The sequence below is a fragment of the Oscillatoria sp. FACHB-1406 genome, from assembly GCF_014698145.1.
Taxonomy (GTDB): Bacteria; Cyanobacteriota; Cyanobacteriia; order Cyanobacteriales; family Spirulinaceae; genus FACHB-1406.
The window spans coordinates 47,872-67,305 of sequence record NZ_JACJSM010000015.1 but is presented as its reverse complement, the minus strand read 5'-3'; the positions used below and the strand labels follow the sequence as shown (position 1 = coordinate 67,305).

The window sequence follows — 19,434 nt, the reverse complement described above, 5'->3', positions numbered from 1 at the left end:
CGCGTCGATACGGTCGTAATGTGTCAAAATGTAAAGCGTGTGGGTAACCTCTTCTACTGCCACGGCTTTAACGCCGACCGCAATTGCGCTGGGCAACTTCGACGGCGTACACCTCGGTCATTGCAGTGCGATCGCGCCGATTATCCACTACAGTGCCGCCAGCGATCGTTCTCTTCTTACATACCCGACCGTCGTTACCTTCAATCCCCATCCCCAAGAATTTTTCACCGGCAAAAGTAAAGCCCTCCTGACTCCCCTCGAAGAAAAAGTACAGCAGCTTGAAGCATTAGGGGTGCGACAATTGATTTTATTACCCTTCGATCGCGAACTCGCCGCTTTGAGTCCGGAAGCCTTTGTCAGTAAGATTTTAGTCGAACAATTAGGGGCAAAACTGGTTGCTATTGGCGCAGATTTCCGCTTTGGCGCAAAAAGAACGGGAACAGCGCAAGATTTACAAGCGATCGCGCAAAATTATGGGGTGGAAGTTGCGATCGCGACCTTAAAAAGTAGCACGGGCGATAGCCCCGAAACCGCCACCCCTCGAATCAGCAGTTCTGCCATCCGTCAAGCCCTTTTAGACGGAAAACTCGAACAAGCCAATCGCTTACTCGGTCGTCCCTATTCTTTCATCGGCACTGTCGTCACCGGACAACAACTCGGCAGAACTATCGGCTTTCCCACCGCAAACTTACAAGTTCCCCCCAACAAACTTTTACCCCATTACGGTGTTTACAGCGTTAAAGTTATTTTGCCCTCCCAGCAAACTCTTCTGGGAGTCGCTAATATTGGCTGTCGTCCGACTGTAGATGGCAGTACCGCGCCAACGATTGAAATTCACCTATTAGATTGGTCGGGAGATTTATACGGTCAAACTTTAACCGTTCATCTCATGCAATTTTTGCGTCCCGAACAAAAATTTTCTTCTTTAGATGCCCTTAAGGCACAAATTGCCATCGATTGTCAAGCCGCTATACTAATGAATAGTGAATGATGAATAATGAATAATGAATGGTAAATGATGAATTACGAATTACGAATTACGAATTACATTTCGGCAAGCTCAATGACCGCGAATTACTAACTACGAATTACGAATTACTAATTACTAACTATGAACCACTCTATTACTAAACTAACTGATAATCTCGCTCAAACTCTGGTTGGTAAAGCCGATGCAGTTCGCTTAGTTTTAGTCGCCCTACTCAGTGGCGGTCATGCCTTACTCGAAGACGTGCCGGGAGTCGGAAAAACGCTGCTGGCAAAATCCTTAGCGCGATCGATTAACGGCAAATTTCAGCGCATTCAATGCACCCCCGACCTCTTACCGACCGATATTACCGGAACTAATATTTGGAACCCCAGTAGCCGCGAATTTGAATTCATGGCGGGGCCTGTTTTTTCTAATGTTTTGCTGGCTGACGAAATTAACCGCGCTACACCGCGTACCCAATCAGCATTGCTCGAAGTAATGGAAGAACAACAGGTAACGGTGGATGGTGTATCGCGTAAAGTACCGCAACCCTTTTTCGCGATCGCAACACAAAACCCCATCGAATATCAAGGTACATTTCCCCTGCCCGAGGCGCAAATGGATCGGTTTGCCTTGTCATTAACCCTGGGATATCCTACCGAAACCGAAGAATTGCAAATGTTGCAAAGACAACAGGGACATCAAGGACTAGACACCCTTCAACCTTGCATTTCCCTCGAAGAAGTATTTGAGTTACAAGAACAAGTGGGTCAAGTACAAGTTGCGACGGAGTTACAACAATATATCTTAAATCTCGTGCGCGCCTCGCGAACGGACAATGAAATTACCCTCGGTGTAAGTCCTCGCGGGACGATAGCGTTGCAACGCGCTGCCCAAGCGTTCGCCTTTCTGGAAGGACGAAATTATGCAATTCCCGATGATATCAAACATTTAGCGCCCCACGTTCTCGCCCATCGAATGATTCCGGCAGGCGGGCGACAAGCAAAAGCAATTGTGGAACGCTTATTACGGGAAGTACCAGTTGGTAATTCGTAATTCGTAATTCGTAATTCGTAGTTGGTAATTCGTAATTCGTAGTTGGTAATTCGTAATTCGTAGTTGGTAATTCGTAATTCATCATTTACCATTCATCACTCATAATTCATAATTCATAACTCATAACTCATAACTCATAATTTAACTGAGCATTGCGGTTAAAAAATTGCCGGAGAATTCCTTCGGTAATGACGAGAACGACGACAATATCTGCAAAGGCGATCGCGAGCAAAATAAGAATCTGATACAGTGCTGCATCAAAAGGATCGCTTCCTCCCAAAACCTGCCCCGTTAGCATTCCCGGTAGCGATACCAGTCCTACTACCATCATGCGATTAAGCATGGGAATAAGACTGGCGCGAATCGCTTCTTTGCGATAGCTAGATACCGCTTGTTCCGGCGTTGCGCCCAAACTGAGGTGCGTCTCGATTTCGCTGGGAGAATTGCGAAGGGTACTGACGAGGCGTTCTCCGGCGAGGGTGGCTGCATCCATCGCATTGCCGACTATCATGCCAGCGAGGGGAATGAGATATTGCGGATCGTACCAAGCGGGAGGCTGAATAATCAGGAGGATAATGTAGCTAAGGGTGAGGGCGGTACTGAGGAACAGGGAACCCCAAATCCAGGGAAATAAACGCTTGAGTTTTTTGGCGATGCGATTTTGAGAAACGATCGCGGCAATACTTATCATTACTCCTAATGCAACCAGAACGCCGCCTGCATTGAGGGTAAAGACGAAGGCGAGGATGTAACCGGCGGCGAGAAGTTGTAGAATGGTGCGTCCGGCGGCGATCGCGAGTTGCCCTTCCAGCCCGAGTCCCGAAAGACGAGACAGCGCGATCGCAGCAGCAATGAAGGCGAGGGAAAAAGCGAGATCCGAAGGGCCAAGTTGAATTACAGTATTCATCAGTCTGCGCACAGAAGAACAAATTTTGTCGAAATCACGACAAATGACAAAAGAGCAAAAATTTGATTGGATAAGTACAAATTACTAACGTAAGCGCGTGAAACAGATTCCCCCCCTCGACCTCACCAGACAGTACGAGCAAATTCGTACAGCCGTTGAAACCTCAGTTTTAGACATTCTTCAATCAGGACGATACATCGGCGGCGCAGCAGTCGCAGAATTCGAGCAGCAGTTTGCCGATTATACCGGCACAACCCACTGCATCGGTTGTAATTCTGGCACGGATGCTCTTTACTTAGCCCTTCGCGCCTTAGAAATCGGTGCGGGCGATGAAGTGATTACAACTCCTTTTACTTTTTTCGCAACTGCCGAAGTGATTACCCGAGTTGGCGCGACTCCGGTTTTTGTAGACATCGACGAAAGCTTTAATTTGGATTTAGAACAGATTGAAGCCGCGATTACGCCAAAAACCAAGGCGATTATGCCGGTACATTTGTTCGGGCAGCCGGTGGATATGACGCGATTGATGGCGATTGCCGAAGCGCACAATCTAGCGGTTATTGAAGACTGCGCCCAAGCGACGGGTGCGGAGTGGGCGGGGCAAAAAGTTGGCAGCATCGGGCATATCGGTTGTTTTAGCTTTTTTCCGACTAAAAATTTAGGGGCGTGCGGCGATGGTGGTGCGGTAACGACAAACGATAGCGCGATCGCGGCGCGGGTGAGAATGCTCAAAGAACACGGCATGACGGATCGCTATCACCACGAAGCCATCGGCCTTAATAGCCGTCTCGATGCCCTACAAGCGGCGATTTTAACCATTAAACTGCGCCATCTCGATGCTTGGAACCAAGGGCGCGATCGCGTTGCTACCCGCTACCAACAATTACTGCGCGCCCTTCCCGATGTCGTACTCCCTCAAGCACCTGCGGGCGGTACATCGGCTTGGAATCAATACACGATTCGCTTGCAAGAACGAGGCGGGGAAAATCTGCGCGATCCGCAAAGCGGATCCCTTCGGGCGCGCGTTCGCCAGTATCTCCAAGAATTAGGCATCAGTTCGATGGTATATTATCCCATTCCCTTGCACCTCCAGACGGTGTATCAACAAGGCAGCGATCGCGTCGGACAATTCCCCCGCGCCGAACGCGCCGCCCGCGAAGTTCTCTCCCTGCCGATGTTCCCCGAACTGTCGCTTGAAGAACAACAGCGCATCGCTGCCGGACTAAAGGATTGTTTAGTTGCCAGCGAAGTGCTAGCGAGTTAAGGGGCTATTTATCGAGCAAATCTTAACCTCCTGTAGGGTGGGCATTGCTATTCTGTATCAAAAGTTCAAAAAAGCGTTAAAAACTAGCAATGCCCACCCTCTAAGTTTTGGTGGGCATTGTTAATGAATCGAAGCATAGCCCGCCTTGGGTTCAAACCCAAGGCTAATAACTCAAGTCATCTAAAGATGACTCGGAAATTCAGACTTATACCAATTCTCATTGATTTTGCACGATTCCCGAAGAGGGCATAACAATGTGGCTGCCCCTACGACGAAAAATTTAGTGCATCGTAACTGAGAATTGGTATTATCCAACCCGTTTCAACGGGTTTCAGCTATTAGCCAAGAACTTGAGTTCTTGGCGGGCTAAGTGTTTCACTTTAGGTTGATACTTTATTAGTAAATTTCTATAAGTTTTTGGCTCGAAAGTCAGGGTCATTAATGTGAGGTTGCTATCGAGAGCGTGTAAGAGTCTAATCTAGAATAAAGCCGAAGCGGAGCCTAAAGCTCCGCTCCTACCTCTTAAGGTATTGCCATCGCCTTGCGATGGGGTCTTATATAAGTTCGCGGTTCTGTTTCTGCCTCGCCTCAAAAGTCCCCGCGCTTAGAGGGATAAGCATTGCTTTGCGTCAATGCCGCATCGGTTAATTCCGCTTCATCCTTAAATTTAAGGATCCCTACGATTCGCGCCCAAACGTCGCTATCTCACTTTATAATATATTTGTTTTCCGGGAAAATCAAGGGATCGTAGAACTAAAATTTAATTCTTTTTTGAGAGTTTTATGGAAAAGGAAGAGAGTTCTAAAGGGATGCTTGTTTTGGAGTTTAAATGCTATCCCACTCGCGAACAAGCAGAGTTCATCGATCGCTGTTTGGAAGTGCAGCGCAATGTCTGGAATCTTGGATTGCGAGCATTATGCGATTTTGATGAGTTCCGAGGGTATGCACCCAAAACCGTAAAACTTTTAGTTGGGTATCCCCCCGAAGATTTACTGGATAAAAAGGGGAAGGCACAAACGAAAGCGGGCGAATTTAAAAAGCACGTTGAAGATGTTGGCGACTTGAATTTACCTTGCTGTCCGTTACCGATTGAAAAACGATACGTTTACATTGACAATGAAACGAAATGCTGGGTCAATAACTATCGAGATCTAAAAAGTGACCAGCAAGACCAATGCGATCGCATCCTCGTTCCTTATTGCTCTCTTCTCGACCATCAAGCACTTCAGGAAATTAAGAAGCTTAAACGCTACAAAAATGTCACGCCGAAAAAGGATGGTACTTTACCGCTCATTCTCGACCATGAGAAGTGCGTTTATACAAATGCAGCATTTTTAAATGTCTGGGGCTGGCAGTGGCAAAAGGACGAGCAAGGAAAACCAATTGTTCTGTATCGGAAGCATCCCGACTGGCGCGAACCTAATCGTAGAGATGGCGAAGTATGGGGCGATGATGAACTTTATCCCGAAGTCAAGCGCGTCGATGTTTATTTGCGTTCTACGGGCTTTGGGCAGAAGGGTGGAATCACCAAAATGAACGACAATAAAATCCTAAAAGAAATGCGCTCTAGCGAAGTACATCCTGAATGGATTGATGCGGTAATTCCCATCCCTACTAAGTTTAGAGCAGGTACTCTTAAGAATTTAGCAACCAGTTGGCAAGAGTACGATAAATCTCGTTTTGGGTCTAATAATAACAAACGAGGTAAACCTAGATTTAAGCCCCGCAAAGAGACAATCGAGACATTAATTCATCCTAACCCTAAGACAAGCGTAAAACCCGATACTGATAAGTACGATAGACTCCGAGGCATTCCAGGATTTGCTAAATTAACAGTTGATACCCTCAAAGTTAAGGGTTTAACCAAGCGCTGGCGCAATCCTGAAACAGGGGAAATTCCCCTAATTGCCGTCTTTAAGATTTGCAAGCGAGTTTCGGGCTATTACGTTCAGCTTACCGGCGAGTTGCCCAGTCGGATTAAACCGACAAAATCGAAGAAGGCAGTAGGCATCGATCCGGGTTTAAATGCACTTTTGACGACGGATAGTAATAAAAAAATACAAAATCCTCGCTTTTTGCGGAACTCAGAAAAGCGGTTGAAGCGACTGCAACGCAAGCAAGCGAAAAAGTTAATCAAACGCTTGATTATCTGGTTAAAGGAACCGGGACGCACGGTAGAAGAAATTCGAGAAGTGAGTCCTCATATTTCCATTAAAGATGCTGAATCTTTATTACGCGAGCCTTTGCACAGTGAGAAGGATATTAAAGCGATTATTTCTCAATCGGCGTGCAATACTTTGAAGTATCGCCACTACGAACATTGGCAGGGTAAAAAACAAAGTCAACGCGAAGCCAAGTTACAGCAAGCAGAGAAGCGATTGCACGAACAAGTGAAGTTGTCGCGGCGCTGTCTCAACCATAAAATTAGCACTTATTTAGTACGGACATTTGGCGCGATCGCGATTGAGGATGGCGTACAATCAGCCAATCTCCGTAAAAAAGCGAAGAAAAAACTTCGCGAAGACGGTTCGGGATACGATCGCAACCGGAAACAGCAGAAATCCGGGCTGAGTAAGTCTTTAGTCGATGCTGCCCCCGGACAACTGATTAGTCTCATCGAACAAAAGTCTAAGGTTGCTGGTGTAGAGTTTAAGCGCATTGAGAGCAAAAATAGTACAAAAGAATGCCCCGTTTGCGGAAACATCGTCGATATTACACTAGAAGAGCGTTGGTATCGCTGCGATCGCTGTAATTACGAGGAAGATCGCGATTGTAAAGCCGCGATCGTGTTGCTACAACGGGCTAAGTTTGACGATAAGTATATTTACTCGGAAAATTATGAAGATGCGGGAGGCAGGAGGTGTAAATGGAACGAACAAAACAAACAACCCTCAAAAGTCCGCAGAAAGCGGGTTACAGGCGATGATGCGTGAGATTGCCTCCCGCACCAGATGGGGTAAGGGTTTCAGCGATTTTCGTGCTAAACTGAAACTCTGGAATCCATTACCGATATGCAAGCCCCGGAACCAGAGGCTGAAAGCCTTACTGAGTCTTGGCTCTACAGCATAGCGGTTACAATCAATTCCAATACCTCTTAGGAATTGAAACGCAACTCAACAGATAAGAGCCATTTCTTAGCGTTACAATCAATTCCAATACCTCTTAGGAATTGAAACCGCTACAATTGGGCGGTCGGATTATACCAACAGGTTACAATCAATTCCAATACCTCTTAGGAATTGAAACCTGAGTTCCGGACTGATTGTCCTGAGTTCCGGACGGTTACAATCAATTCCAATACCTCTTAGGAATTGAAACCTTCGTAACTCCCGGCACTTCTTCGATGAAATCGTTACAATCAATTCCAATACCTCTTAGGAATTGAAACATCGGTTAAAGTTGCGACTTTGCGACCGAAAGGAAGCGTTACAATCAATTCCAATACCTCTTAGGAATTGAAACGGTGGGAGGGATATTAATGGATACCCCAACACTGTTACAATCAATTCCAATACCTCTTAGGAATTGAAACGATAACGACGGAAACCTATATCTAGAAGAAAAAGGTTACAATCAATTCCAATACCTCTTAGGAATTGAAACGACGCAAAGAAGAATAGGCGATTTTTCATCAATTGTTACAATCAATTCCAATACCTCTTATAGCAATTTAGGATTGCGTTGCCTAGAATAAACTCTCCTAAATTATCAGGATATACGGTGCGTTACGCTTCGCTAACACACCCTACTGTATTGTTTAAGCTAAAATGAGGCTTTAGAAAAACTCTCGAAACCCCGATCGAGTAAGCAATAGAACGAGAAACCTATCGCACAGTTTTAGCTGAAACAATCCACTACGTTTTATGCTATGCAGCTTCACATCAATCTGGTATGACTTAAGAAAGAACAAATTGCCTGTAGAGACGTTGCAAGTCAACGTCTCTACAGATAACTTTGTAGGGTGAAGCAGCGCCACCAGCCTTAAAGCAGTGCCATTCTACCCTAATCCCTAATCCCCGACCCCCCCCTGCTAATCGAGCGAATTAAGCGCGATTTTCAACAGTTGCCGTCGCTGTCGCTAAGGCTTCGACTAAACTGCGGACGGCTGCAACCATTGCTACTTCGTCGCCGAGCTTGTTGATAGCCGAGCCAACGCCAACGCCGGAAGCGCCCGCCGCGATCGCCATCGGTGCGGTGACGCTGGAGATACCGGAAGCGCAGAGAACGGGAACGGAGACGGCGCGAGAAATGCTGTAAGCTGCGGCTAGGGTGGGGGCAGCTTTTTCGATTAAACCGAGGGTTCCGGGTGCAACGGGATGGCTGCTGGTTCCGCCTTCGGTTTGAATGATGTCCGCACCGGCTTCGACGAGGGCTTCAGCGAGTTCGACTTGGCGATCGAGTTCGAGGATGTGGGGAACGGTAACGGAAAGAAGAATATCGGGTAGGAGCGATCGCGTTTCGCGAGTCAGCGCTAAAACTTCTTCGGCTTCAAAGCGCCGTCCGATCGCGTAGAAGCTATCAAAGTTACCGATTTCGACTAAATCGGCCCCTGCTTCCACCGCACGAACCAATTTTTCCGGTTCCACTGCTGAAACGCAAATCGGTAAAGCAGTCAGTTGGCGTGCCATTTTGACGAGTTCTGGATCCGCAGCAATATCGACAAAGGTTGCGCCGCCCGCTGTAGCGGCTTTAATCGTGGCTGCGGTGCGATCGCGGTCAAAATTGTTCAAACCGCTAATAATTTTGAGAGCATTGCGTCCTTGAAAGGCTTGCTGTAATTTAGACTTCATTGTCATTGTCTTGCTATTTTTTTCGGGTGTTCGATCGATTCTCTCCGCACTGCTGGGGCGAAGATTCGGAGTTCGTCGCTTCAGCTTTAGGATACCTTAAAAAGCTGCCCTTCTCGGCTAAGACCCGTCAGAAGCCTTAACCCAACCCTACCTAAAAAGTCCTCAAAAATCTTTGACCGCCTGTCGCACTTATTTTTCTCGATCGACTTTTGTATAATCAAATTGGATGTTAATGTTTTAACAATTCCTGTCTTTTTAAACACCTCTAAGCACATTTACGGATAATTTGTGGTTTTCTCGGAGCAAGTCATTTAATCGAGCTTAAGTATTTCGTAAATTCACTTGTGAGATTTAGAAATATTTTATAATTTGAGATATGATTTGCGAGCAGAAAAATTACACTCGATATTATAACTCCGGTAAATTTTTACCTCGCTTAAAACACTATGCCTCTCCCGCTGAACAATTTGTCCGCTTTTCATAATGATGTATTTCAAGAAACACAACTCGGGCAGCTTTGCGGTCGAAAAGAACTGTTTCGGGAGCGCTATCTAATTTTGCGAATGTTGGGGCGCGGGGGCTTTGGCGTAACCTTTTTGGCGCGAGACTGGAGCTTACCCGGTAAGCCTCTGTGCGCGATCAAGCAACTCTGCCCGCGAGTTAGCGCCCCCTCAGCCTTAGAAACGGCTCGCCGACGCTTTCAGCGAGAAGCAAAAGTCTTAGCACTCCTGGGCAGTCACTCCCGAATCCCCTCTTTATTAGATTATTTTGTCTTAGAAGAAGAATTTTATTTGATTCAAGAATACGTTCGAGGAATGACGCTAGCGAGATTAATTCGACGCTACGGTTGCCAGTCGGAGACGGTTGTTAAAAACTGGCTCAGAGAAATGCTTTTGCTGCTGGAATACGTTCATAGTAATGGAGCGATTCATCGGGATATTAAACCGCAAAATGTGATCCGCTGTGAAGACGACGGTCGCTTAGTTTTAATTGACTTTGGTGCGGTTAAGGAACAATTGGTTAAAGTTTTAGAATTAAGTACAAAATGTACGACAACTCATTTCGTCGGCACAGCGGGTTTTGCGCCGCCAGAGCAGATGGCACTGCGCCCGGTTTATGGCAGCGACTTGTATGCTTTGGGGATGACGTGCTTGTACCTGCTAAGCGGGAAAGCGCCTTTAGAGTTCGATCGCGATCGAATGTCGTCGAACGTGCAATGGCGAACGTCTGAAGGCTTTCGCGGAACGGAGCGCATCGCTTTGAGCAAATCTTTTAGTACCATCCTCGACAAAATGTTGGAACCGTCTTTGCAAAGGCGCTATCAGTCGGCGGCGGAAATTCTGGCCGATCTCGATAGCCTCTTGCCTCGAGACGATCTATTTCGCTGCTTGAATCAAGCCCCCGCGCCCCCTAAAGAGGAACCCCCTAGCGTCGTCGAGCATTTGTCCTCAATCGAGCGAATGGCCCGCTCGATTCGGGAATCGAAAGCGCGTCGCGATCGCAAAACTCCCAAACAAAACTTGCCGAGAACCTGTTAAACGCAATTACGCTATTCGGTCGTGAGAAACGAGCTTCGGGCGAACCGTTCGCCCTCTCGGTGTCTTCACGTTATTTATTGGCCATCTTGACAAAGACGCGATCGCTCTGCGGATGTCTTCACGTTGTCAATTATCCATTATCCATTGTCAATTATCCCTACATCTACTTGACGGATTTAGGAAGTTACGCGACACTTAACAAAAAGCTGATGTAAACGGCTCGATAAATATTAAACTTAGTTAAGATTTGAAAATCAATGCTGAGAAACGCGCGCAAATATTAAATTAGAGCGCGCTTATCCGGCTTAAAGACTTTTCCAATTTCAACCCCATCTCGATCGCTCCTGATTCGCTATGAGCATGGAAACCTTGGAATTCATTATTTATCCCGACGGTCGCGTCCAAGAGAAAGTCACCGGCATTATTGGGAGTTCTTGCGCTGAAGTTACCGCTGCCATTGAAGCCCAACTCGGGCGCGTGGTTTCCAACGAGAATACTTCAGAATACTACGCAAAAGAAGCTCAAACGGCGGCAAAGACGACTCAGCAGACAGTTTGGGGAGAGTGGTAACGTGGGGAACGGAACCCTGCGGCAGCCCCAGTCCAGCACGGGCGCAAATCTTACGCCCTAACAGAACTTCTCGAGTGCCTCGCGAAGCAGCCCTGCCTTAAAGGGCGGGCATCAATACCCTATCTATTAAATTGTCCTTCAAAATCAGTTTCGGCATTATGTCTCATTTCAGCAATATCAAAACCCAAATTCGCAACTTAAGCTCCTTACAAGAGGCGCTCGACGATCTCGAAATCGACTGGAAAGCAGGCCCGCAGTCGATTCGCGGTTATCAAGGGCAAACCCGCAGCGCTGAAGTTGCGATCGCGCAAGACAACCAATACGACATCGGTTTTAGCTGGAACGGTAGCGAATACGAACTCGTTGCCGACTTGCAATACTGGCAGCAGCCTTGGTCGGTCGAAGGTTTCCTCAAGCGCGTCACGCAGCGCTATGCTTACCGTGCGGTAGTCAGCGAATCCGCCAAACAAGGCTTTCAAGTCGCAGAAGAGCAAAATCGCGAAGATGGTTCGATCCGCTTAGTGGTTCAACGCTGGAGTGCATAATGTCCGACTCTGAGGCAACAGAAGCGCGAACGGGTGCGGAACCCGAACTCGGGGGTATCTGGCGAGAGGTAGCGGAACGCTCCGGCTTCGAGCCGGAGTTAGGCGGCGAACTGCGGCAAAAAGGCGTGTATGTCGATGAAGCTACTTGCATCGGCTGCAAGCACTGCGCCCACGTCGCGCCCAATACCTTTTACATCGAACCCACCTACGGGCGATCGCGCGCCTTGCGTCAAGATGGGGATACAGAAGACTGCGTTCAAGAAGCGATCGATACTTGTCCGGTGGATTGCATCCATTGGGTCGATTACACCGAACTCAAGCAGTTAGAACAAGATCGCCAGCACCAAGTCCTCAAACATCTCGGTTTTCCGACCTCTTTCGTCCCCCCGAAGCGCAAACCGCGATCGGCATCGCCGGGGAAAGGCAAGCAGGTCGAACATTAGGATAACCAATATCCCGTCGTATTTCTGGGGGCGTAGCAATGCTATGCCCCTTTGCACGTGAAAAAATCCGCAAAAAAACTTATGATTTCTTAATATCTTAGAGAGAACATCATTATCCCCAAGGAAAGACATGAGCAGTATTAATTTTGTCAATGAAAACAAAGAAGTCATCGTCGCTGCGGGAGCCAATTTGCGGGAAAAAGCGTTACAGAACGACATCGACATTTACACCTTTATGGGAAAAATGACCAATTGCGGCGGTTACGGTCAGTGCGGGACTTGTATCGTCGAGATCGTTGAAGGGGCAGAAAATCTCTCAGAGCGGACGGAATTCGAGCAGCGAAAACTCAAAAAGAAACCCGAAACCTACCGCTTAGCCTGTCAAACGCTGGTGAATGGCCCGATCGCGGTTAAGACTAAGCCTAAATCGTAGCGATTTCGATGCCGGTCAAAAACGCCGCCCGACTTAGTGATATCCTAAAAGTTGTTTAAAAATCTAGAGATTAGACAGAGGCTTCAATGCGAGTTAACGATCTTGGGTTTGTCGCAACAATTTTGTTTGTGTTTGTCCCGGCTGTATTCCTGCTGATTTTGTACATTCAGACGGCAAGTCGGAATAGCAAGAGCGAATAAATCGCGCCAGGTACGGGTATTAAAAAAGGGATGAAGAAATTTTCTTCCATCCCTTTTTAACGGAAAATAGGAGCCTCTAGGACTTTAAGCCGATTCTTGGCGAGCCAGGAGGATCGGGCAGGTTGCATTAACGCGCACGTAGTCGGACAGCGAGGTTCCCAACAAGCGATCTAAATCGGGCAGGGACTTAGCAATGGAAGGACGGCGATCGGGAGAACCGAGAATTAAGAGATCGATGTTGTATTCTTCAGCAACTTTGCACAGTTCCTCTCCGGGACGACCGGCGGTGACGACGCAACGGTAATTCACCCCAGAGCGTTTGACCTTGGGTAAGGCTTCGGCAATGGTCGGATTGTTTTCGGTTTCTTCTTTTGAGAGGGGGAGAAGTTTGGGGTCTAAATCGGGGTTGACGCGCACGAGAATGAGTTCGGCATCGGAGTAGTCGCGCAGCAGGTAGAGGGCTAAATCTAAACAGTATTTAGCGGCATCGGTTTTATCGAGCGCGATCGCGACGCGACGAAGTTTTTTAACGTAAATATCGTCCTTCACCAACAACATCGGACGGTTGGTTAGCTGGAAAACATATTGGCTGACCGAATTTTGTAGGATCGCTCTCAATCGATTCAGACCGCGAGAACCCATGACGATTAGATCGGCATTAATTTCATCGGCAACCTTGCAGACTTCAGTTTTTGGGTCGCCTTGGAGGAGTTTTGTAGAAATCTTGTCTTCACGTAAGTTCAAAGTTTGCACGGTTTCGGTCATAATTTTTTCGCCTTCTTCCGATTTCGCTCCCATTTCGCGATCGGAGGTCTTTTGAGGGATAACGTGCAAAACAGTTACGGAACTTCCTTGAAGGGCGGGCAAAGCTAATAAGTTTTTTAGCATTTCAACTGAATTGCCCGTTCCCGAGCCAGCTAGCAAAATTTTTTGAATCATGGTGATGTCCTTTACAAATTGTTAATTTATGAAAGCAAAAATTCGCGATCGCGGACTCTTATTTTGACGAGCCAACTTGCCCTAACAGAGATTGCTCTTACCTGCGTCCGAGCCATCCAGGTTAGGACAGGTTTTGCGATCCAGGTTCGTTGATAACTAGATAACTATTAGAGCGCTACGGGGGGCAAACGTCAAAGTCGCGATTCGTCCGGCAGATTTCGAGAGCGCGATCGCGAAGCCATTAAGGAACGAGATCGCGCCATCTGCGATGAGAGCGTATATGATGTAAAAAGCAATAATTCTTAAAGAATATTCATGTCTTGCCTTAACGCGCGCGCGCGCAAGCTGAAAGAGACCTTAACGGAAAAACTTCTATTCGGCAACGAACCAACCCCAGAGTTACTGGCCATCCTTACCGTTTATTTCGTGCAAGGGATTCTCGGGCTGGCTCGCTTAGCTATCAGCTTTTTCCTCAAAGACGAACTCGGCCTGAGTCCCGCGCAAACGGCGGCTTTGCTAGGCGTTGCTGCCATTCCTTGGACGATCAAACCCTTATTCGGCTTTCTCTCCGACGGATTGCCGATCGCGGGCTACCGCCGCCGTCCGTACCTAATTCTAGCGGGAGGTCTGGGGACTGCCGCCTGGATTGCGCTAGCCACTTGGGTTCATAACGGTTGGACGGCGACCCTCGCCATCCTTGTCACCTCCCTGTCTGTCGCCATGAGCGACGTAATCGTGGATTCGCTCGTCGTCGAGCGCGTCCGCCACGAAGACCTCGAAAATGCGGGTTCGCTGCAAGCGCTAACTTGGGGAACGTCCGCTTTAGGAGGCATCATTACCGCCTACCTGAGCGGTTGGTTGCTGCAACAGTTCAGCCCCCAAACCCTATTTTGGATTGTCGCTACCTTTCCCCTGCTTGTATCCGCCGTTGCGGGATTGATTGCCGAAGAACCGCTACACGCCATCGAAATATCCGAAGCGCAACCCTTGGGAATTCGCGAACAACTGCGCCATCTCTGGGAGGGAATGCGCCAAAAATCGATCTGGCTGCCGACGCTCTTTATCTTTATTTGGCAAGCCACGCCGACAGCCGATTCTGCCCTGTTCTACTTCACCACCAACGAACTCGGCTTTGAACCCGAATTTTTAGGGCGCGTGCGTCTGGTTACGAGTATTGCTGCCTTGATTGGGGTGGGGATTTATCAGCGCTTCTTGCGGGCTGTTCCCTTCCGCGTCATTTTGGGCTGGAGTACCGTTTTTGCCTCCACATTGGGGATGACGACTTTGCTGCTTGTCACCCACGCTAACCGCGCGATCGGGATCGACGATCGCTGGTTTAGTCTGGGCGACAGTTTAATCCTCACCGTTATGGGACAAATTGCGTTTATGCCCGTATTGGTGCTTTCTGCGCGTCTGTGTCCCCCTGGAGTCGAAGCGACCTTTTTTGCCCTCATGATGTCGATTTGGAACCTTGCTGGGCTTTTATCGCACGAATCCGGCGCTTTGTTAACGCAACTCCTAGGCATTACCGATACGCAGTTCGATCGCCTTTGGTTGCTAGTTATCATTGCCAACCTGACGACGCTGCTGCCCTTGCCCTTCCTGCGCTGGTTGCCCGCCGCCGAACCCACCCTACCCGAAACGCCCGCCGCGATCGAATTTTCCGAACCCGCCCTTCAACCCGTCGCCTCTTCTCAATAAATGCAAAATTTAGCGCCCTCTCCCACTAAATCCTATACCCTTGCCGATTGGCGGCAAGGATACGAATCCATCACTCGAGAATCTGCCTATTGGGTAGACGAGATTGAAGGCGAAATTCCGCCCGAACTGTGCGGTACGCTATTTCGTAACGGCCCCGGCTTGTTTGAGATTGGTGGAGTTCCCATCAAACATCCTTTTGACGGCGATGGTATGGTGTGCGCGATCGCGTTTCAGGACGGACGCGCCCACTTTCGCAACCGTTTCGTGCGTACCGAAGCCTTTCTCGCCGAACAGAAAGCCGGAAAAATGCTCTATCGCGGCGTATTTGGCACCCAAAAACCGGGCGGCTGGCTGAAAAATGCCTTCGACTTGCGGCTAAAAAACATCGCCAACACCAACGTCATTCACTGGGGCGGCAAACTGCTTGCCCTCTGGGAAGCGGCGCAACCCTATCGCCTCAATCCCGACACCCTCGAAACGGAAGGATTAGACGACTTAGACGGACTCCTGAAACCGGGCGATTCCTTTTCCGCCCATCCGCGCGTCGATCCGGCTTGCGAAATGGATCGTGGCGCGCCCTGTTTGGTGAATTTTGCCATTAAAACCGGGCTATCCAGCACGATTTCGCTTTATGAAATCGATCCCAGCGGACAACTCCTGCGACAGCAGCAGCGCGTCATTCCCGGATTTGCGTTCGTCCACGACTTTGCGATTACTCCCCACTACTGCATTTTCTTCCAAAATCCCGTTGCCTTTAATCCGATTCCTTTCCTGTTAGGGCTACGGGGTGCGGGCGAATGTTTGAATTTTCAGTCCGACAAACCGACTCGTATCATCATCGTTCCTCGTACCTCGCCCAGCGAACCGATAAAAGTCCTAGAAGCAAAAGCGGGTTTTATTTTCCACCACGCCAACGCCTTTGAACTCGAAGGGAATCGCATTTGTATCGATTCGATTGCCTATGCGAGTTTGTCGCAAGTCGATCCGGAACTGAGTTACAAAGAGGTGAATTTTGATGCACTCGCTCCCGGGCAGTTGTGGCGTTTCACGCTGGATTTAGAGGCAGAAACCGTCGATCGCGAGTTGATTGATGCTCGTTGCTGCGAATTTCCCACCCTTAACCCGGCTTGCGTCGGACGCAACGCCCGCTACCTTTATATCGGGACGGGCCATCATCCCACAGACAATGCACCCTTGCAAGGCGTTCTCAAGTTGGATTTAGCAACAAGAGAACGGCAGTTATGGAGTGCTGCGCCTCGGGGGTTTGTTAGCGAACCGATTTTCGTACCGAAACCCGAAGCTGGCGCTGAAGATGACGGTTGGCTTTTAGTCCCTGTTATCGATGCGAGCGCGCAACGTTCGGATCTGGTAATTCTGGAGGCGGGCAACCTCTCGGAAATCGCCCGCTTGCATTTGAGAGATCGCATTCCTTATGGGTTGCATGGGAGTTGGAGTTCGGAATGTTTTCTAGCGTAGGCAAGTTTTGCTAAAGTAGGGGCAAAGAAGACCTTCAGGGAAGCAGTTTGGGAAACATTTTGATTCAACTCACCTGGATTCTACCCATTATCATTGTAGAGTCAAATCTCTGCCTGCGTGGGAGATTCGAGAAGAGAAGGTATTGAAACCAAAATTGTCATGAAATTCTCTATTGTCATTACAACTTACAATCGTTTACCCCTACTTCAGCGAGCGATTAGAACGGCGTTAAGCCAATCTATTCCTTGCGAGACGATTGTTATAGATGACGGTTCTTCTGATGGGACGCAGGAGTATACGAGCGCCTTAAGCCAAGAACTGAAAGATTGCGATGACGGACGTTTAGTTTATCATCGCAATGAAACGAATCTCGGTCATTCCCGCAGTGTGAACCTTGGGGTGGAACTGGCGACGGGAGATTGGATTAAGTTAGTGGATGATGACGATTATCTCGCGCCAAACTGTATTGAAGAAATGCAGCGCGCGATCGCGTTACGCCCGCAAGCAGCCCTTTGTTCCTGTCAAGCGATTCAAGTTGATGACGAGGAAGGCGAACTCAGTCGAACTCAGTCGATTGGTCCGGGGAAAGTTTTTTATATCCCCCAGGAAGATATTCATTATGGAATGTTACTCGAACAAGTTCCTTTTGGTACGCCGGTACAAGTTGCTTTTCGGCGCGATGCTTTCCTGAAAACCGGCGGTTGGGATTCCAGTCTCGATGCCAATTTTGACGATATCGACTCTTGGGTGAAAATCGCACAATTCGGCGATGCGGTGTTTATCAATCAGTGTTTGGCCTATCGCACGATTTGGTCGGGTTCTTTTAATCAAAAGTTCTCGCTGCCCGCCAGATTCCGGACAAATCTTGCGATTAAACAGAAGATTTACGCTTTTGTCAGCGAAAAATATCGAGATGAAATTCCGAGCTTAGAAACGTTGGAAAATTATTTAAAATTGCATTGGGGATTGGTCGCGCTAAAACACGCTCGATGGCGCGATATTGTCTTAATTGCTTGGCCTGCCATTGCTTCGCCTGCCGCTTGGAACCTGCTTCTAGCAAGGGCAAACCGCGCGATCGATACGGCATCTATTCGTCAGCTAGAAGCGGTTCCCACTGCCCCGGAAGTTTTAGAACTTTTTCAACAAATAGAACTTAAGCGGATTAAGCTGTTAAGAAATCAGACTAAACAATGTTGGGGATTAACGGCTTTACAAGAAGGTCGGATTTTACCCGGGGTTCGATCGGCAACTTCGGCGCTTCTTTCTCAAGAAGCTTGGAAGTTATTAATGGCTTCGACTTTACCTCAAACCTACCCCCAATATGGTTTATCTCAAAAACAAATCGAAGCTAATAATTTAGCGGCAATGCAACGAATCTACGAGCTTGTGAGTAGCCGATATCACGACCAACTCCCTCCGACTCAAGAAATGGAAGTTCATTTGAGGTGGCGATTGTTTGGTCAAGCAGTGAAAAGCAGAAAGTTGGTTCAAGCCAGCCGTTTTTTGCTGCCCGCACTTTTATCGCCGGTTGCTTGGAAAACGTTAAAAAATATCGGACAATTTCGGAAAAGTTCGACCTCTATTTCACCCGTTCGCAAGTTTGTATTAGTCGGTAAAGAATGAAGAATCGAACGGAGAGCGTAAATGTCTATTTCGAGTGAGGACAAAGCACGGCTGATTGCCGTTGCAGAAGCTGCAACGAGGAAAGCATACGCGCCTTTTTCTGGCTTTCGGGTAGGGGCTGCGATTTTGACGGAATCAGGGAATATTTTTGAGGGATGTAATGTTGAAAATCAGTCGTATGGGCTGACGATTTGTGCCGAACGGACGGCGATTGTTAGTGCTGTAGCTGCCCAAGGCGGAGAAAAAATGAGAATTCGCGCGATCGCGATTGTCAACGAAGATCAAACGCCTTGTTCTCCCTGCGGTGCTTGCAGACAGTTTATCTGGGAATTTGGCAGGGACGCGATCGTTTTGTTTTACGATAGTAAGGGGCTACAAGAATCTTCAATCCGGCAGTTACTACCCCACGCCTTTAGTTTCGATTAACGCCCTATACTGCTTAGCCAATGCGCTCAGAAAAATTATCAATTAATCCATTGTATTTCATTATCAATTATCCATTAATTATGTACGTTGTTACCCCCGAAGAAATTGAGGACTTTCGCCAAAAGCTAGCTAATTATCCCCCGGCTTTAAAAGCATTAGATGAGATTGAAGATTGCGAGGGCGATTTAGCAGATGCCGCTCTTTCTTTAGCGATTCGGGCAGGCCAGGAACCCCAACAAGATAGCGTAGATTGGTTGGGATCGATGGCAAAACGCTGTCGGGCTGTTATTTGTCAAGAAGTGTTGCGAGATAACTTGGAAACAGGCGCTTTGGATAAAGCCGCGATCGCGCTCGCTAATCTCAAAATCATTCCTTCTATTTTAGCCGTCCCCGTCTTAATTTACGTCTTAAAACAAGGACTCGATGACTTTTGTTTGCCCTTAGAAGGAAAGGTATAATAATTGACAATGGATAATGGATAATGGATAATGAAGTTAATTATTGAGTCGGGTCTGTTAGCGAGAGCGTAACACCATTTCCTAAAAGTTTTGCA

The 19,434-nt window shown here is 48.0% G+C and carries 18 protein-coding genes and 1 CRISPR repeat array; of the genes, 15 read left to right on the top strand and 3 right to left on the bottom strand.

Features of this window, described 5'->3' with window-relative positions; all coding sequences use genetic code 11:
- Nucleotides 1–37 precede the first annotated feature (37 nt).
- Nucleotides 38–991 carry a bifunctional riboflavin kinase/FAD synthetase gene (locus tag H6G50_RS15295; RefSeq protein WP_190717764.1) on the top strand — a complete coding sequence of 318 codons (954 nt, stop codon included), beginning with the start codon at nucleotides 38–40 and terminating at the stop codon, nucleotides 989–991.
- A 120-nt stretch (nucleotides 992–1,111) separates the two neighbouring features.
- Nucleotides 1,112–2,026: a MoxR family ATPase gene (locus H6G50_RS15290; RefSeq protein WP_190717762.1), complete on the top strand. Its 915-nt coding sequence runs from the start codon at nucleotides 1,112–1,114 to the stop codon at nucleotides 2,024–2,026.
- 127 nt (nucleotides 2,027–2,153) lie between these two features.
- Here H6G50_RS15290 and fetB read toward each other — a convergent pair whose 3' ends face one another.
- Nucleotides 2,154–2,933: an iron export ABC transporter permease subunit FetB gene (gene fetB / locus H6G50_RS15285; protein ID WP_190717760.1), complete on the bottom strand. Its 780-nt coding sequence runs from the start codon at nucleotides 2,931–2,933 to the stop codon at nucleotides 2,154–2,156.
- Nucleotides 2,934–3,030: 97 nt separating this feature from the next.
- On the opposite strand from fetB, the gene H6G50_RS15280 reads away from it, so the two are divergent.
- Both H6G50_RS15280 and c2c8 read left to right on the top strand, forming a co-directional pair.
- On the top strand, nucleotides 3,031–4,197 hold the full coding sequence (locus tag H6G50_RS15280; protein WP_190717758.1) for an aminotransferase class I/II-fold pyridoxal phosphate-dependent enzyme: 1,167 nt from the start codon (nucleotides 3,031–3,033) through the stop codon (nucleotides 4,195–4,197).
- Nucleotides 4,198–4,979: 782 nt separating this feature from the next.
- Entirely contained in the window at nucleotides 4,980–7,130 is a 2,151-nt protein-coding gene (c2c8, locus tag H6G50_RS15275) for a type V CRISPR-associated protein C2c8 (protein ID WP_190717757.1), read from the top strand.
- Nucleotides 7,131–7,268: 138 nt separating this feature from the next.
- Nucleotides 7,269–7,871: a CRISPR direct-repeat array (repeat unit 37 nt; unit sequence GTTACAATCAATTCCAATACCTCTTAGGAATTGAAAC).
- A 369-nt stretch (nucleotides 7,872–8,240) separates the two neighbouring features.
- Here the strand turns inward: c2c8 and H6G50_RS15270 are convergent.
- Complete coding sequence (locus tag H6G50_RS15270) at nucleotides 8,241–8,993, bottom strand: DUF561 domain-containing protein (RefSeq protein ID WP_190717755.1); 753 nt, start codon at nucleotides 8,991–8,993, stop codon at nucleotides 8,241–8,243.
- A 440-nt stretch (nucleotides 8,994–9,433) separates the two neighbouring features.
- Between H6G50_RS15270 and H6G50_RS15265 the strand changes: the two genes are divergently transcribed.
- The 6 genes from H6G50_RS15265 (at nucleotide 9,434) to psbM (ending at nucleotide 12,716) form a co-directional block, all read left to right on the top strand.
- A complete protein-coding gene (locus H6G50_RS15265; RefSeq protein ID WP_190717753.1) occupies nucleotides 9,434–10,525 on the top strand; it encodes a serine/threonine-protein kinase in 1,092 nt (363 codons plus the stop codon).
- A 360-nt stretch (nucleotides 10,526–10,885) separates the two neighbouring features.
- A complete protein-coding gene (locus tag H6G50_RS15260) occupies nucleotides 10,886–11,095 on the top strand; it encodes a DUF2997 domain-containing protein (protein ID WP_190717908.1) in 210 nt (69 codons plus the stop codon).
- A gap of 158 nt (nucleotides 11,096–11,253) precedes the next feature.
- Nucleotides 11,254–11,640: a DUF1257 domain-containing protein gene (locus H6G50_RS15255; RefSeq protein ID WP_190717906.1), complete on the top strand. Its 387-nt coding sequence runs from the start codon at nucleotides 11,254–11,256 to the stop codon at nucleotides 11,638–11,640.
- Nucleotides 11,640–12,083: a ferredoxin gene (locus H6G50_RS15250; protein WP_190717751.1), complete on the top strand. Its 444-nt coding sequence runs from the start codon at nucleotides 11,640–11,642 to the stop codon at nucleotides 12,081–12,083. Before H6G50_RS15255 ends, H6G50_RS15250 begins: the two co-directional genes overlap by 1 nt.
- Before the next feature lie 130 nt (nucleotides 12,084–12,213).
- Nucleotides 12,214–12,516 carry a 2Fe-2S iron-sulfur cluster-binding protein gene (locus H6G50_RS15245; RefSeq protein ID WP_190717748.1) on the top strand — a complete coding sequence of 101 codons (303 nt, stop codon included), beginning with the start codon at nucleotides 12,214–12,216 and terminating at the stop codon, nucleotides 12,514–12,516.
- 86 nt (nucleotides 12,517–12,602) lie between these two features.
- A complete protein-coding gene (psbM, locus tag H6G50_RS15240; protein ID WP_190717746.1) occupies nucleotides 12,603–12,716 on the top strand; it encodes a photosystem II reaction center protein PsbM in 114 nt (37 codons plus the stop codon).
- An 84-nt stretch (nucleotides 12,717–12,800) separates the two neighbouring features.
- Here psbM and H6G50_RS15235 read toward each other — a convergent pair whose 3' ends face one another.
- Complete coding sequence (locus H6G50_RS15235; protein ID WP_190717744.1) at nucleotides 12,801–13,655, bottom strand: universal stress protein; 855 nt, start codon at nucleotides 13,653–13,655, stop codon at nucleotides 12,801–12,803.
- 315 nt (nucleotides 13,656–13,970) lie between these two features.
- Between H6G50_RS15235 and H6G50_RS15230 the strand changes: the two genes are divergently transcribed.
- The 5 genes from H6G50_RS15230 to H6G50_RS15210 all read left to right on the top strand — a co-directional run bounded on the left by H6G50_RS15230 (nucleotide 13,971) and on the right by H6G50_RS15210 (nucleotide 19,339).
- Nucleotides 13,971–15,356 (top strand): folate/biopterin family MFS transporter, encoded by a 1,386-nt coding sequence (locus tag H6G50_RS15230; RefSeq protein WP_190717742.1) that lies wholly within the window; start codon nucleotides 13,971–13,973, stop codon nucleotides 15,354–15,356.
- The gene (locus H6G50_RS15225; protein WP_190717740.1) at nucleotides 15,357–16,832 is read left to right on the top strand and encodes a carotenoid oxygenase family protein; all 1,476 of its coding nucleotides are present in this window, start codon (nucleotides 15,357–15,359) and stop codon (nucleotides 16,830–16,832) included.
- 159 nt (nucleotides 16,833–16,991) lie between these two features.
- Complete coding sequence (locus H6G50_RS15220; protein ID WP_190717738.1) at nucleotides 16,992–18,455, top strand: glycosyltransferase family 2 protein; 1,464 nt, start codon at nucleotides 16,992–16,994, stop codon at nucleotides 18,453–18,455.
- A 21-nt stretch (nucleotides 18,456–18,476) separates the two neighbouring features.
- Nucleotides 18,477–18,881 (top strand): cytidine deaminase, encoded by a 405-nt coding sequence (locus H6G50_RS15215; RefSeq protein WP_190717736.1) that lies wholly within the window; start codon nucleotides 18,477–18,479, stop codon nucleotides 18,879–18,881.
- An 80-nt stretch (nucleotides 18,882–18,961) separates the two neighbouring features.
- Nucleotides 18,962–19,339 (top strand): hypothetical protein, encoded by a 378-nt coding sequence (locus tag H6G50_RS15210; protein ID WP_190717734.1) that lies wholly within the window; start codon nucleotides 18,962–18,964, stop codon nucleotides 19,337–19,339.
- Nucleotides 19,340–19,434 lie beyond the last annotated feature (95 nt).